The organism is Dyadobacter sp. CY312 (genome assembly GCF_021390535.1).
In the GTDB taxonomy this organism is placed as follows: domain Bacteria; phylum Bacteroidota; class Bacteroidia; order Cytophagales; family Spirosomataceae; genus Dyadobacter.
Window position 1 is genome coordinate 777,833 of the sequence record NZ_JAJUXG010000001.1, and the last position, 15,085, is coordinate 792,917.

General features: G+C 42.3%; 13 protein-coding genes. 10 read left to right on the top strand and 3 right to left on the bottom strand.

The features are described from left to right. Positions 1-121 precede the first annotated feature (121 nt). Positions 122-664, top strand: a complete 543-nt coding sequence (locus tag LZG71_RS03515) for a pyridoxamine 5'-phosphate oxidase family protein (RefSeq protein ID WP_233817033.1) — start codon at positions 122-124, stop codon at positions 662-664. A 98-nt stretch (positions 665-762) separates the two neighbouring features. Beyond that, on the top strand, positions 763-1,434 hold the full coding sequence (locus LZG71_RS03520) for a DUF1080 domain-containing protein (RefSeq protein WP_233817300.1): 672 nt from the start codon (positions 763-765) through the stop codon (positions 1,432-1,434). Positions 1,435-1,541: 107 nt separating this feature from the next. Here the strand turns inward: LZG71_RS03520 and LZG71_RS03525 are convergent, their stop codons facing one another. Beyond that, on the bottom strand, positions 1,542-2,453 hold the full coding sequence (locus LZG71_RS03525) for a sugar phosphate isomerase/epimerase (protein ID WP_233817035.1): 912 nt from the start codon (positions 2,451-2,453) through the stop codon (positions 1,542-1,544). A gap of 527 nt (positions 2,454-2,980) precedes the next feature. Here LZG71_RS03525 and LZG71_RS03530 point away from each other — a divergent pair. From LZG71_RS03530 to LZG71_RS03550, 5 genes are all read left to right on the top strand, one after another. Next, entirely contained in the window at positions 2,981-4,360 is a 1,380-nt protein-coding gene (locus LZG71_RS03530; RefSeq protein WP_233817037.1) for a hypothetical protein, read from the top strand. 52 nt (positions 4,361-4,412) lie between these two features. Beyond that, complete coding sequence (locus LZG71_RS03535; RefSeq protein WP_233817039.1) at positions 4,413-5,105, top strand: hypothetical protein; 693 nt, start codon at positions 4,413-4,415, stop codon at positions 5,103-5,105. 40 nt (positions 5,106-5,145) lie between these two features. Beyond that, positions 5,146-6,237, top strand: coding sequence for an Ig-like domain-containing protein (locus tag LZG71_RS03540; RefSeq protein WP_233817041.1), 1,092 nt, complete (start codon positions 5,146-5,148; stop codon positions 6,235-6,237). Positions 6,238-6,507: 270 nt separating this feature from the next. Continuing rightward, positions 6,508-8,925 carry an ABC transporter permease gene (locus tag LZG71_RS03545; protein ID WP_233817043.1) on the top strand — a complete coding sequence of 806 codons (2,418 nt, stop codon included), beginning with the start codon at positions 6,508-6,510 and terminating at the stop codon, positions 8,923-8,925. A 38-nt stretch (positions 8,926-8,963) separates the two neighbouring features. After that, positions 8,964-9,689 carry an alpha/beta hydrolase gene (locus LZG71_RS03550; RefSeq protein WP_233817045.1) on the top strand — a complete coding sequence of 242 codons (726 nt, stop codon included), beginning with the start codon at positions 8,964-8,966 and terminating at the stop codon, positions 9,687-9,689. A 21-nt stretch (positions 9,690-9,710) separates the two neighbouring features. Here LZG71_RS03550 and LZG71_RS03555 read toward each other — a convergent pair whose 3' ends face one another. Beyond that, a complete protein-coding gene (locus LZG71_RS03555; protein ID WP_233817048.1) occupies positions 9,711-10,448 on the bottom strand; it encodes a thioredoxin-like domain-containing protein in 738 nt (245 codons plus the stop codon). A gap of 141 nt (positions 10,449-10,589) precedes the next feature. Between LZG71_RS03555 and LZG71_RS03560 the strand changes: the two genes are divergently transcribed. Together LZG71_RS03560 and LZG71_RS03565 are read left to right on the top strand one after the other, a co-directional pair. Continuing rightward, entirely contained in the window at positions 10,590-11,846 is a 1,257-nt protein-coding gene (locus LZG71_RS03560) for a putative DNA modification/repair radical SAM protein (protein WP_233817050.1), read from the top strand. Next, positions 11,846-12,616 (top strand): TIGR03915 family putative DNA repair protein, encoded by a 771-nt coding sequence (locus LZG71_RS03565; RefSeq protein WP_233817052.1) that lies wholly within the window; start codon positions 11,846-11,848, stop codon positions 12,614-12,616. The genes LZG71_RS03560 and LZG71_RS03565 overlap by 1 nt, the downstream gene beginning before the upstream one ends. A 31-nt stretch (positions 12,617-12,647) precedes the next feature. Here LZG71_RS03565 and LZG71_RS03570 read toward each other — a convergent pair whose 3' ends face one another. After that, a complete protein-coding gene (locus LZG71_RS03570; protein WP_233817054.1) occupies positions 12,648-14,465 on the bottom strand; it encodes a M61 family metallopeptidase in 1,818 nt (605 codons plus the stop codon). 103 nt (positions 14,466-14,568) lie between these two features. On the opposite strand from LZG71_RS03570, the gene LZG71_RS03575 reads away from it, so the two are divergent. Continuing rightward, on the top strand, positions 14,569-15,063 hold the full coding sequence (locus LZG71_RS03575) for a GNAT family N-acetyltransferase (RefSeq protein WP_233817056.1): 495 nt from the start codon (positions 14,569-14,571) through the stop codon (positions 15,061-15,063). Positions 15,064-15,085 lie beyond the last annotated feature (22 nt).

Here is a 15,085-nt window from a genome sequence, read left to right on the forward strand (position 1 = left end):
CTTTTGCATTTTATTGCAGAAGCTTTTCAGTTTCGGAACCGGATAGCAAATAATATTGAGAGAAAGCCTGTTATGACAAAAACCAAAATTATCTTTGTTTTTATTGTTTTAAAAGAAGATCATGGGAAAGAAATACGATCATATCTCGCCAGAATTACAGGCGTTTATTCAAAACCAGAAGATATACTTTGTAGCCACGGCAATGAGCTCAGGCACGGTAAACCTATCTCCGAAAGGAATGGATTCGTTACGCATTATTGATGGCAACCGCGTTATGTGGCTTAATGTGACAGGAAGCGGAAATGAAACTGCGACACACCTTCTGGAAAATGACCGGATCACCATCATGTTCTGTGCATTTGAAGGGAAGCCAGTGATATTGAGGCTGTATGGCCATGGAAAATCGTATCATCCTTTCGACCCGGAATGGAATGAATACATTGACCTTTTTCCAGAACTTCCTGGTGCAAGGCAAATTTTTGATGTGAAGGTTGATGTGGTTCAAACGTCCTGTGGTATGTCTGTCCCGTTTATGGACTACGACAGAGAAAGGGAAGAGCTGAACAAATGGGCTACCAAGAAAGGTGAAGAAGGAATTCAGAAATATTGGGAAGAGAAAAACGTCGTGAGTTTTGACGGTCACGAAACAGGGATTTTGGGCTGATTTAAATGTTGCATCATTAGTATTACGCTTATTCTGCTTTTCTTACTAAAACCTTAAATACTAAAAAAGTGATCAAAAACATACTGATAGTAACCTTCATTTTTGCTGCAAGTATATTTCCTGAACAGTCATTTTCACAGGCAAAAACCAAAACCCTTTTTAACGGCAAAGACCTGAAAGGCTGGCATGTGGATGTGCCCGAAATGGATAAAAAGCCTGATATGCAAACTCCATTTATTGTACGCAATGGCTTACTGGTGAGTCTGGGAACTCCGGGAGGGCATCTTATCACCGATGCGCAGTACGAGAATTTTAAGTGGACATTTCAATATCGTTTTGCAGGAAAACCCGGCAACTGTGGTGCCCTTGTGTTTGTATCTACACCGAGAGCCCTTTATGAGATGTTTCCCAAATCCATTGAAGTGCAAATGATGCATCAAAATGCGGGTGATTTTTGGTGTATACAGGAAGATATTACAGTTCCCGACATGGAGAAACGACGTGGTCCAAAAGATAAATGGGGTGTTAATGGCGACAAACTAAGAAGAATCCCCAACCTGACGGACGGAACGGAAAAACCACTTGGCGAATGGAATACCATGCATATTGAGTGCGTGAAGAATACCATCAAAGTTTGGCTGAACGGCGTTTTGGTGAATTACGGATACAATGCAACTGCGCAAAAAGGACAGCTGGCTTTGCAGGCGGAAGGTTCGGAAGTGGAGTTTAAGAAAATTGAGCTGACGCCGATTAGTAAGTTGACGGAATAATTGTTTGTGACACGGAGGTTCACAGAGTGAAAAAGGAGATACCCAGAGAATTTAATCCTCTATCTATCTCCTTTTTTATTGCTCAAAAAAAACTTTACAATTTTCAGTTAAACCCCAGCCGCAACTTTCTTCATCTTTTCCAAACCTGTTTTGGCGACCAGCAGCGGATCTTGTCCATAGTAATCCTTGTTAAAAACCTCAAAGGAAAGTATAATCGGCTTATCTGGATTTTTCAATGCCTTTAAAAGATCTTTGAGTGGAGCTACCCCGTCACCGGCATATACCCTGTCGGCATCTGTAATGGCTTCCCTTGGCGGAGCAGCGGGATAATCGTTGATGTGAAAAATTTCGACCAGCGGTTTCCCCACATTCTTTACGCTATCCATGCCTGAGCCGCCTTTGTGCAAATGATATACGTCCATGAGCACCCTGGCGGAAGGATGTGAAGCCTCCGCCGCAACATAAAGAATCTCTCCCACCCGACTCAGGTTTTTAGAAAACCCCCAAAGTTCCAGATGTGGCACCACGCCGGTTTTATCACCCAGTTCTAATATCGCCCGATACCTTTCAGCCACAGCCGCCAGATCCAAAGCCTCGCCAGTGGTGGCACCCATGGGTGGAGCAGCTACACGCTTGCAGCCAATCGCAGCCAACTGATCCATTTCCAGTTTCAGTTGTTCCAAGGCTTTGGAACGGGTCTGCTGATCATCTACGATCCATGGAGCAAAGCCGATGGCATCTTCAACTTTCAGCCCTAAATCATCTATGATCCTCTTTGCTTCTGGCAACGATCCACTATCTTTCAAGTAATCCTGCAAGGTATTGATCCATATCTCAACGGACCCGTAGCCCGCTTTGGATGCCACTTCCAACTCCTTTTTGAATCCCAGCTTATGGCCACGTAAGGTGCTCATGTTGAGGGAATAAATAAATGGTTTACTTTTTGCAGCTGCCTGCGCTGGCAGAACAGAAGCTGCGGATGCAACGGCCATGGCACTCAATACTGTACGGCGATTCATGAATAAATCTTTAACTGTTAACTTAATTATACCTGAATAAAGTTGAAGCATCTGACTTTTTACCGTTGCAAGGGAAATATTGACACTAATCTTCACGCGCCTTCAACAGTGCCTTCTGTTATTTGAATTCACAACATTTATGAGGCGGAATTCATATTCTACTAAAATATAGAATTACAACTACATAATAGATTTTATTCCTCTTAGTAATACACTAATCGAAAGAAGATAAATATTTTCCTCAGAAAATGACAATGCAAAATTTATTGAAAGTTTTACAAATAAGTATAAAATTAAAATCTCCAATAGAGAAATATAACAGTATAAATTTTCGGTTAGAAAAATAAATCATATTTCCGATAAAAAATTATGTCACTAAAAGTGCCAAAACGGACAATGGAACGCATTTTTGATTTTTTTATTTCATGCAGATTAAAAATAACTTTTAGGTACAAATAATTCTACGTAAGATTGCATCACTAATTAATTCACAGACAACAACACTCAACGTTATAACCCAAATCTTGATGCAGTTCATTAGCTCAATCTTTTTGATTGTTTTGATGTGGAATGCCCTGTCGGTTAGGCGGCTCTGTGCCCAACCGACAGATGCAGTCTATCCCACAAATGCCACCGGCATTGTTGACGGCAACTCCCTCACCGGTTATGGCGTTGTTACCGACGCAGCCAAAGCATATTTAAACAAACCCAACGATGACGGTGCAATACTAAAAGCTGCAAGTACACTGCAATCCGCAGCGATTCATTTTACTTTCGATCAAACCATTAGTGCCGCTAACAGCCCGGTCACCTTTTACATAAGAACAGATATTAATGCTGTGAATTATGCCGGCAGCGTATCAATCAATGCCTACAATGCCAGCAACAATTCGATTGCCACACCTTCATACCAAACACACTTTCTTGACGACGGATCCGTATTTCTTGCTGTATCAATGAGTTTGAATTTTAAAGGAGTCCGTATAACCTTGCGCCCCAGTTTGCTCCAAAACATGGAAATAAAGGTGTACAGTGCTTTTTACGGTCCAAATGCAACCAACTTAACCAACCCTTATCCTTTTAACAGTGCTGATTGCGGACTACCCAACGTAACAACCAAACAAAGTAGTGGATTAACATTACTTGGCAACAACAACATCCTCAATCCGGAAAGGGCTATTGATCGGGAGCCCACCACTTCGACTTATTCGACGTTCAGTATCAGTGGTGTCAATACAGGAACATTGAAGCAAATCTTTCATTTTAATGGTAATGCAAATCCCGGAGATGTAGTCAGAATTGTATTAGCAAAAGGGAGTTCCTTATTAGATGTCAACCTGCTCAAAAAAATAACTGTGCAAGCGTATAGTGGTTCTACGTCAGTAGGAAATTCCGCCCTTATGGACAATCTTCTGGCTTTGGATTTGTTAGGATTGTTTGGAAATAACGGTATGGTGGAAGTTTATTTCAGGCCAAACAATGGTAGCAATAACTCTCCTGTCATTTTTGACCGAGTTGAAATAGCCGTAATCATCAATGGATTGGGCATATCTACCGGAAGCCCATTGTACGTCTACGATGTAAGAAGAATTCCGGAGACTCCTGTGTCTGAAAACGTTACGGCCTGCACCAACATTGGCATAGCCAATTTGCTGGTCAGTTCCAATCAGGCAAGCATGGTGACTGGCGGATTACGATTTAACTGGTTTGAAGAAGCTTACGGCGGAGTAGTTAAAACTGTTGGTAACACCCTTAACCTGATCGGTCTGACCACACCCGTAATAAAAGAATATTATGTTGAAGCCACCAAGGCGGCATGCACCATCGGCTCACCATCAACCCGAAAAAAGGTGATTGTGAACGTGGAAGCACCCCCTATGTCACCAGCAATAAGTCTTACACCCTAATTCTGAATTCAAGTTTTTACCATACCTATCTATCACAATTAACAATTATTTTATGAAAACTAAGATTACTTCATTGTGCCTTTTTCTAATGCTTGTGCTTGGAGCAACAAGTTTAAAGGCCTCAAATCTCTACGTTGTGAGCGGTGAATCATTCACCATTACACCCGGTACAGGATTCGTTAAATATCTCTGGGATCTTGACAATCAGGAAATTCTTGAAGCAGATATTCTCCCGGGTGGTGTACTCACTAGAAGCCTGTTGAATGCAGGTACAACAATAACCAAGCATACATTGAAACTAAGTGTTTTGGAGCAACTTCTGGGTGGCTGCTATTCAGAAGCCGTTAGTCACACCATTATTGTGTTGCCAAAACTTACAACGTTGATTGCTGCAAATCTGGATAACTTTTGTAGCGAGGCAGTAAGTATTAGCTCCGAGCTTACGTCCACTTTCGTAACAGGCTCACTGCTAACAAATCTTTCTGAATATGGTATTGGTTTTACATATCAGTGGGCAAAAAAGACCGGGGAGACTCTTACAAATATTCCAGAAGCTACCTCAAATAAGCTGATTGTTACAGAAGTGGGTGAATATGTTACGCAAGTTGCTTACTCCCTGCCAACAACTGGCTCCTACCCATCCAACGGCAGCAGCATAAAAGTGCCTACTGCAATTACAAGTAGTGTACAAGAGATAAGGAAAACATTGGCCAAACCACTATCTCCTGACATCTCGATTCTATAAGTCCAAATCACTCCGAATATCAGGCTTCATTCCTCCTTTCATGAAAACCATTGCATCAATTATTGGGCTCATGTTGATTTCCCGTCTTGCCTTTGGGCAGGGCGGGACTAAGGAAGTTGTAATTTGCAATGGAACCAATGTCCGGCTAAAAGCGCAATCTGTTGGAGCAACCGGCTATGAATGGCATAGGGACGGAAGTATTATACCAGGTTTTTCAGGGGCCGAATTGGTTGTTTCCGAAGAAGGTAATTACACGGCACTTGCACTTAACACGGACGGCTGTGTTTCGGATCTCTCGGTAACCGTCATAATAGAGTTTAGAAAACCAGTGGCAGTAAACGATTATGTGAAGGGCTCACGTAATACACTGGTAACTATTGATGCCCTGCATAACGATGAAGCTTCCTGTACTGCCTTAGATCCGCAAACGATTGTTATTAAAACACAAGCATTAAATGGTTCAGTAACGATATCAAACGGACAATTTACCTACAAACCGGATACGGATTTTTCAGGACAAGATGAATTCAAATATATTGTTAGCGATAAAAGCAGCCAGGAATCGAATGTGGCAACCGTTACCGTGGACTATTCGGGAGCACTTCCTGTGTCTCTGACGGAATTCACAGCTTTAAAACAAGAATCAACAACCTTGCTTTCCTGGGTAACAACCTCGGAAAACAATAGCGATCACTTTGTAATTGAAAGAAGTGTTGATGGCAAAAGCTGGATTTCAATTGCAAAGGCAGAAGCGACAGGTTCCTCAAACCAGGAACAAAAATATAAGACAACAGACAATCTGCCAGAATCTGGCATCAACTATTACCGACTCAAAATGGTTGACTCTGATGGCTCGTTTGCTTACAGTCAAATCCGCTCGGTTCATTTTCCGGAATTTGCCTGGGCTGCCATGTATCCAAATCCTGTAAGCCACAGCCTGCACATCAGCATCAGGAACAAACAGGTAAGAAAACTCAGACTTATTGATACCACCGGAAAAATCCTGTTCCGCTCCGACGTCAGCAATACAGAAATGGAACTAAATATGCAGCCATACAGCTCCGGCGTTTTCTTTGTTCACCTCGAACAGGGGAACGGATTGGTAGCCATCTTCAAGATTTTCCACGACTAATTTCTCGCTTCTCCCCGACCATTTCCGTACAAAAACTGTCCGAATCCGAACAGCAAGCTTACATCAAACAGCCATCACAACGCGGAGTAAGGGATTTTCGGCTTTGGCATTAATATTTTATACAAAGAACTATGTTATGCAATGTACTGAAATACGTTGCTTAACTTTGTAACCGATCTATTAGCCAAATAGCAGAGGGAATAGGGCACCGGGCATGAGAACATACACGTCTCCTTGCCTGTTGTCCAAAGCCCGTAACCCCAAGCACTCATGCTACAAAATTATTTTAAAATTGCCTGGCGTAACCTTTTGCGCAACCGTGCCTTCTCGGCCATTAACATTGTTGGTCTCGCCATCGGTTTAGCATCCTGCATGCTGATCAGCCTTTACGTGCTGGACGAACTAAGCTTTGATCGCTATAATGAAAAAGCGGATCAGATTGTCCGTGTGGTGTTCAAAGGAACCATGCAGGGAGGAAAAATTAATGAATCACACGTAATGCCTCCGACAGGGCCTGCAATCAAAGCGGACTATCCCGAAGTCCTCGAAGCCACGCGTATACGTCAGGCGGGAAGGCCAAAAATTTTAATTGGAGAAAAGTTGTTTAGAGATGATGACATGGCGTTTGTAGATCCTAATTTTTTTAAGGTGTTTACGCTGCCAATTATTAAAGGAGATGATCAAAATGCACTTTCTGAGCCCAATACCGTTGTTTTGACCAAGGAGACAGCAGAGAAGTATTTTGGCAAGACGGATCCGATCGGCCAGGTTTTAACTTTTAAAGGTTCCGACACGCCATACAAGGTAACAGGTATCATTGAGGAAGTGCCTCGCAATTCTCATTTTCGATATGCCATTTTCACATCGATGACAGGTCTGGAAGAGGCAAAATCCACCTCATGGATGCAGTCGGAATTCTTTACTTATTTGCTCCTACAAAAAGGATACGACTATAAAAAACTGGAAGCCAAGCTGCCTCAAACGGTAGAAAAGTACATGGGTCCGCAGCTGAAAAAGGCAATGGGGCTTACCATGGCAGAGTTTCGTAAAACGGGAAACAACCTGGGATTGTACCTGCAACCACTTACCGACATTCACCTGCGCTCCGACTTCGGACACGATACAGGGAATTCAGGCGACATCAAATACGTATACATTTTTGGCGCGGTTGCGATCATTATGCTTGTGATAGCCTGTATCAATTTCATGAATCTTTCGACCGCCGGCGCTTCCAAAAGGGCACGGGAAGTGGGTGTCCGCAAGGTGATGGGTTCGGAGAAAAAGGAGTTGGTTTGGCAATTTTTACTTGAATCCATACTCCTCACTTCCATTTCGCTTATTTTGGCTGTCATCATAGCACTTCTCGCGTTGCCATTATTCAATGAGTTGTCGGGAAAAGATCTTTCGCTGCAATTACGCTCCATTCCTCAGCTTATACCGTCCATATTACTTTTCGGTCTGATGGTGGGTATTCTGGCTGGCTCGTATCCAGCGTTTTTCCTTTCGTCTTTTAAACCAATTGCGATTTTAAAGGGCAAATTCACGGCAAACAAGGGTAGCATCGGACTCCGTAGCGGACTTGTGGTCGTTCAATTTTGCATTTCGATTATGCTCATCATTGGCACCACAGTAGTATACCAGCAACTGCGATACATCCAGAACAAAAAACTCGGTTACAACAAAGAAAAAGTAATTGTGATGGAAACCTGGCCGCTTCAAAATAATCAGGAGACTTTTCAGAATGAACTTCTGCGAGATACCAGAATAGCAAGCATAAGTACGTCTGGCTATATTCCCGCAGGTAATTCATACAACAACAACTATTTGGTGTATCCTGACGAGCAAACCAATACACTGGTAAAGTCCCTCAGATACGAAGTAGATGCCAGCTACATTCCAACTTTGGGAATGGAAATGGCTTATGGGCGTAATTTTTCAAAGGAATATGGTAATGACTCTTCCGGTGTAATTCTGAACGAAACAGCCGTCAAAATGCTGGGTTGGAAGAAAAATGCATTGAATCACACCATTTCCCGTTTCAGCTCGGAAGGAGAAAAAAGTACCTACCGGGTCATTGGCGTAGTTAAAGATTTCCACTTCAGATCGCTTCATGAGCGTATAACGCCATTGGTAATGACACTCACAAAAGGTGCGGGAACAACCATTATCAAACTGCAAACTGAGGATGTAAATGGTGTAATTGCTGATATGAAAACCCAGTGGGATAAATTCAAACCTGAAAACGCTTTTGAATACAGTTTCCTGGACGAACGATATAACAACACTTATAAGGCTGAACAAAAAACAGGCCAGATTCTTGGCGTATTTTCAGGACTTACCATATTTGTTGCCTGTCTCGGACTATTTGGTCTGGCAACTTTCACCGCGCAACAGCGTACCAAAGAAATTGGAGTGAGGAAAGTACTTGGAGCTTCCGTCGCCAGCGTTACAGCCTTATTGTCGAGAGATTTCTTGAAGTTGGTAGCCATAGCCATGATTATCGCTATGCCGTTGGCGTGGTACGGAATGACTCAATGGCTGCAAAACTTTGAATACAGAACAAGTATGTCCTGGTGGACTTTCGCGCTTGCCGGGCTCTTAACTGCATTGGTTGCCTTATTTACAGTATCCTTTCAGTCTATCAAAGCAGCTCTTACAGACCCGGTGAAAAGCCTGCGCTCGGAGTAGAATCCAAACACAATCGCTTATTAGAGAAAACCGCTGTTATGAAATCCGGATCGTTTAAAAAAATAATTCGCATTTGGGTATTTCTAGGTCTCTGTTTCACTGCCTGGCTGTTATATTCCATGCAGGCACATGGTGTGGACGAAGACGATCTTAAAAGCGACACGCAGGTTAGTGTAAGAGACATGGACGATTTCATTCATTTTTCTCCTGCGAAGAATAGTCCTGAGGTATTGATGTTTTATCCCGGAGCACTCGTTGCTCCGGAAGCATATGTGCCGCTTTGTCACAAACTCGCCGAAAACGGAATTGAAACCTATCTGATTAAAATGCCTTGGCGACAAGCCAAATACGGCTACAAGAAGATAAAAGACTTGGGATTACTTAAAGACAAGAATAAAAAATATTTGCTGGCAGGTCATTCTCAGGGAGCTAAAATGGTAGCTCAGTTCGTCCATGAAAACCCTGGTCAAATTGACAAAGCGATATTATTGGCTACCACACATCCGAGAGACATAGATATTTCCAACACAACCACTAAAATGTTGAAAATTTATGGAGATCGGGATGGCGTTGCGGATGAGAAAGATGTAATTGCGAACAAGAATAAATTGCCGGTCAGTACCCACTTTGTAAAAATAGAGGGCGCAAACCACTCGCAGTTTGGATATTATGGTTTTCAACTGGGAGATCGTTCCTCCGGTATTCCACGGGAACAACAGCAACAAATCACCTTGTCCACGATGCTCCAATTTATCCAAAAATAAATAACACGGATCGGTAGCATGTCATTTCAGACTTAACTCACCTATTGTTGCAGCAAATTCAGTATGCGGCGCCATTGCTTTCACAATGCCATTTTTATCAAGTAAAATAAAATAAGGAGTTTCCCCTATTTTATATCTGTGATTAAAACCATAAGATTCGGGTACTGGTACAAATCCGCAGTTCCTTCGTGGAATAGCTTCACGACATTCTTCCTCGGTATTCAGCGTTGTCCCAAGAGAAATGATTTCTATCCCCTTCTTTTCATTTTCGGCAATAAAGTTTGAAATAATTTTCGTGCTGGCAAGGGTGTAGAGCGGCTTTTCAAATTTTACCCAAAAGCCAAGCAGGATATATTTCCCTTTCAACTTTTCGGAATTATATTCCTTCCCGTCCAGTCCCTTCATCACAAACGGGGGAAGATGCTCCCCTACTTCCGGCATCAGATCCGAATTCATCACAACGCCGCCATTGGCATGAATGTCGCCTGAATTCTTTCGGATCAAGGCATATGAAGAAGCCTGACCATACTTATCAAACACCGGCTGGGTTCTGTATTTCCCTGGGTTTCTCTTTAAAATATCGTCATAAGCCGCATAAGTGATCCGCTTTCCGGTAGACTGATCAATAATGACAGACTCCTTATTCATTACAAACTGCTGGCTCACTTTACCTTTATAACTGCTGACCTGCGCCTTGCTTGGCGATATGCACATTAAACAAACAGGGAGTAGAATAATCCCGATCCGACTCAGATTCATTGGAATGATTTTAGTACCTTTACTTGGAAATAATCCAAAATAAATATTGGAAATATGCGCTATCAGATTATCCCGGCGTTCATATAACTGTTTATCCGACTTGATTATTTTAGCTTACTCAATTTTTTGAAAGACTTATATATGTTTGAGAGGATCCGTGAGAAATTGGAAATACTGGCTGATGCCGCAAAGTATGATGTATCGTGCTCGTCCAGCGGAAGTAACCGAAAAAATCACAACAAAGGTTTGGGCGATGCGGACGGAACGGGAATATGCCACACCTACACCGAAGATGGCCGCTGTGTATCTTTATTAAAAATACTATTGACCAACCATTGCATTTACGATTGCGCATTTTGCGTATCCAGAAGCAGCAATGATATCAAACGGGCAGCTTTTACAGTAGACGAGGTGGTAGAGCTTACCATGAATTTTTATAGAAGAAATTATATAGAGGGTCTTTTTTTGAGTTCCGGCATCTTTAAAAATGGCGATTATACTATGGAACGCCTTCTTCGCATTGTAAAGAAACTGCGTGTGGAAAAGAGGTTCAATGGTTACATTCACCTCAAAACGATTCCCGGTGCAAGTCCGGAATTGTTGCACGAAGCAGGTTTGTATGCCGACAGGATGAGTATAAATCTTGAAATGCCGACTGAAAGCGGATTAAAGTTACTCGCTCCGGAAAAATCTCATGAAGACGTAAAGAGACCTCTCGCCCTAGTTCAGAACAGTATTGTTAAATACAAGGATGAAAAAGCGCTGATCAAAAACACGCCCAAGTTTGTACCGGCTGGCCAAAGCACCCAAATGGTGATTGGCGCAACACCCGAATCGGACAAGGAAATCATGCATACGGCTAATGCATTCTATAAGAACTATTCACTGAAACGGGTATATTATTCAGGATACATTCCAATAAGCAATGACACACGACTGCCCATTATCGGCAGCCAGCCGCCTTTGATCAGAGAAAACAGACTATATCAAACAGATTGGCTCATGCGCTTTTATGGATTTAAGGTGGAAGAAATTTTAAATGAAGCAAATCCAAATCTGGATGTAGATATTGATCCGAAATTAAGCTGGGCATTAAGAAATCTGGATCAGTTTCCTATCGATATCAATACGGCAGATTACAGAATGATCCTACGTGTTCCGGGTATTGGTGTGACCTCTGCGCTGAAAATTGTTCAGGCAAGGAAGTTTGGCAGACTTCACAAGGACCAGCTGAAAAAGTTAGGAATTTCATTCAACCGCGCCCGTCATTTTATTCGTTATGCGGATAGCCTGATCCAGCTCCGGGATTTCGAAGCTGGTCACATTAAGGACCTAATCTTGTCCGAAAGTAACAGCAAGTATTCAAAAACCCCGGCAAACCAGCTTTCGCTATTCTGATGGAAACGTATGTATTTGACGGTACGTTGGAAGGCATACTGACAGCTATTTTTGACAGTTATGAGCGTAAGGCATCGCAGGTCAGATTGGTAAGTGAAAAACTATATCTTCCTGATGCTTTTCAGGAAAGTCATTTTGTAATGAGTGAGGACACGAAGGCAAACCGGGTGTGGAAAGGTTTGCGACAAAAGCTGGATCCCGACTGGATGAAGCGATTCTACAAAGCCTATTTATCCGAGCAACCCCAGACATTCCAGGATCTTTTTGATTTTGCGCATTATATTATTGATAGTCCGGCCGGAGCTGCTGATAATTATGGTAACGCTTCTGTTCTGGCGGTTTCTCAAATGGACAGAAAAGTACATCGTGAAAAACATCGGATGGAAGCATTTATCCGGTTTCAGCAAACGGCAGATGGCACTTTCTACGCACACATCGATCCCGATTTTAATGTTTTACCACTTATTTCGGATCACTTCAGAGAACGTTACGCAGACCAGAAATGGATCATTTTTGATCTGAAAAGAAAGTATGGTTTATACTATGACCTTGATAAAGTTGAGGAAGTTACGTTTGATTTTACCCAGGAAATGTCCTCAGCGCTGAACGCATTACCTGCTAATGTCCTCGATCCAAAAGAGGAATTGTATTCTCTTTTATGGAAAGATTATTTCAGGAGTACCAATATTCCGGCTCGCAAAAACATGAAGCTGCACATACAGCACGTTCCGAAACGTTACTGGAAATATTTATCTGAAAAGCAGATATAGCATGTAAAGGCCACATCTGCGTCTGTAAAGATCACTGTATCTTACTATCCAGCCACCCTGATCTGAACTTCTTCATTTCTTCCGTTACAGGCAACCCAAGTTCTTCGTTTGTTTTAACCACCAATCTTGGATTTTCCTCCAATACCAAAACACCCGGTTTGCTTACGCCTCTGTGACTGTACTCTATATTGATCTGATCACCGGGCTTGTGTGAAGCCAGTATTTTGTCCAGGTCAGACTTAGAGGTTACCGATTGCCCGTCGATACCAACAATGTGATCATCTACATCCAGACCAGCTTTATACAATGGCGTATCGAAACGTGTGTTGGATAAAATTCTCAACGATTTTCCATTTTCATATTGGTAATCTCCGAGCCATGCTTGTCCGGGAAATTCCTTTGCCAAAGTCATGCCTGCCTTTTGAACTAACGGACCGTAATCCAATGACTTGGTTCCATTTACATAGTTCTTGAAAAAACTTGTCGCAAATTTCTCATCCTTCGTCAGCTCAGCCAGTACTTTTTCCAAATCAGCAATTACATACGGCTTTTCTGTTTTTCCATATTTAAGCCACACAGCCGCCATGTAATCATCCAGGGATAGTTTGCGAGCACGAAGTTCGAGATCCAGCGCCAGTGCGATTGCTGCCCCATAAGGATAATAGGAAGTGTAAATATTGACATAATTCGTTTTATCGACAGCCACTCCGGCATCCACGAAAATGGCCTGATTGCTCGCCTGCGCAGGAGATACTCTTTTCGCTCCCGCTGTGTTTTCTTTTGTGTTAACAAGCGAGGATACCATTTGGCAGAAGCTCGGTAACGAATTGAATCCTGCACGTTTCAGAATCAGACCGCCATAATATTGTGTAAAACCCTCCGCAAACCAGAGCTCATGACTCATATTACTTTTCTCGTAATTGAAAGGTTCTAGGCTCTGCGGACGAATACGCTCCACATTCCAGGCATGGAAAAACTCATGAGCAAATACATTCAGCAGATTATCTCCTGCGTCAAAATTTCCGGCTCTCGAAATGACCGTACTGTTGCGATGTTCCATTCCGTCACCTTTCACATACGGATTAAAACTTGCGATGAAGGTATATTTACCGTAATCAAACGCCGGAAGTTCACCGAAAATCGGCTGAGTTTCTTGTGTTATCCGCTCTATCTTTTTGGCAAAAATGTTCGCCAATGAGTCAGAACCTTCGGTTTCCAGAGCAAGGTCAAAGTTGTAGTCTTTTTTATCTTTACCGGCCAATGTCCATTTCTTAATATTCAGATCACCGATTTTTATTGGCGAATCCATCAGATATTGTAAATCAGGAGCAGAGAATTCGTTGGCAGTCGCACCAGGTTTTAATTGTGTAGCAATCTTCCACTTCTTAGCGGTTGGCAAATTGAACTGAACATCAATAGGTGCCTTTTCCAAACCTTTTACCCACATGAAGGTAGCAGGTGCATTGAGCATGATGCTTGTATCGTCAATTCCGGCATAGGTTCCGTCAGGATGATTGGCGTAAAGGGTGTATTGAATTTTAACATAACCTGTCAAATTCGAAACTTTGTATACATCTCCATCCAGACGAGTTATCGCAACAGGTTTCCCCGATTTATCAAATGCTTTTACATCATATACATTTTTACCATACTCGTGTGTAGCATAACGCCCCGGCGAGGACCTGCTCATGCGTGCTATTAACTCCTTTTGAGAAAAATCACTTACTTCCAGTGCAATTTGCGCTTCGTGATGAACGACATTAGGAAAGGATACTTTATAGGCAACTTTTTGAGCAACTGCCAACAAATTGAACAAACACAAAGCACCGGTGATTATAATTTTATTCATTTGGAGTGGTAGTAAATGGCTTTTTAATCAGTTTAGGCTTATATCTATTACTTTTAGCTAATATTAAGTTCAGAAAAGGTCAAAACAAAAAATTAGTGTAACTATGTTTTTGAGAAAATACGCCGATTCCGACTTCCCGGTGCTAAAAAGTTGGGTTACAGATGCGAAATTGCTGTTCCTCTTCGCCGGTGGAAATTGGTCCTACCCATTGGAATTTGAGCAGGTCAGAGATTATCAACTCGCCCATCCGCTGAAACAATCGTATTTATTATGCGACGACGAAGGTCATCCGGTCGCATTTGGTGAATTGATTACGGGCGATGTAAATTCACCGCGCCTAGGAAGACTGCTGGTGGGAGGTGAAGAAAATCGCGGAAAGGGAATTGGAAAAATATTGATTCAACATCTGATTACGGAAAGCAGAAAACGCAACCCAGAAAATTTTATACATTTATTCGTGTTTGAGGAAAATACTCCGGCAATCAGGTGTTATGAAAATATGGGATTTAAATTCGTACCCGAAGTTGTCGTGCCCACGCCTTCTCCAGATGGATCAATGGTTCCCGCAATATTGATGACATTATTCTACGAGGGATAAAAAGCCATTCTTGTTCAAATCG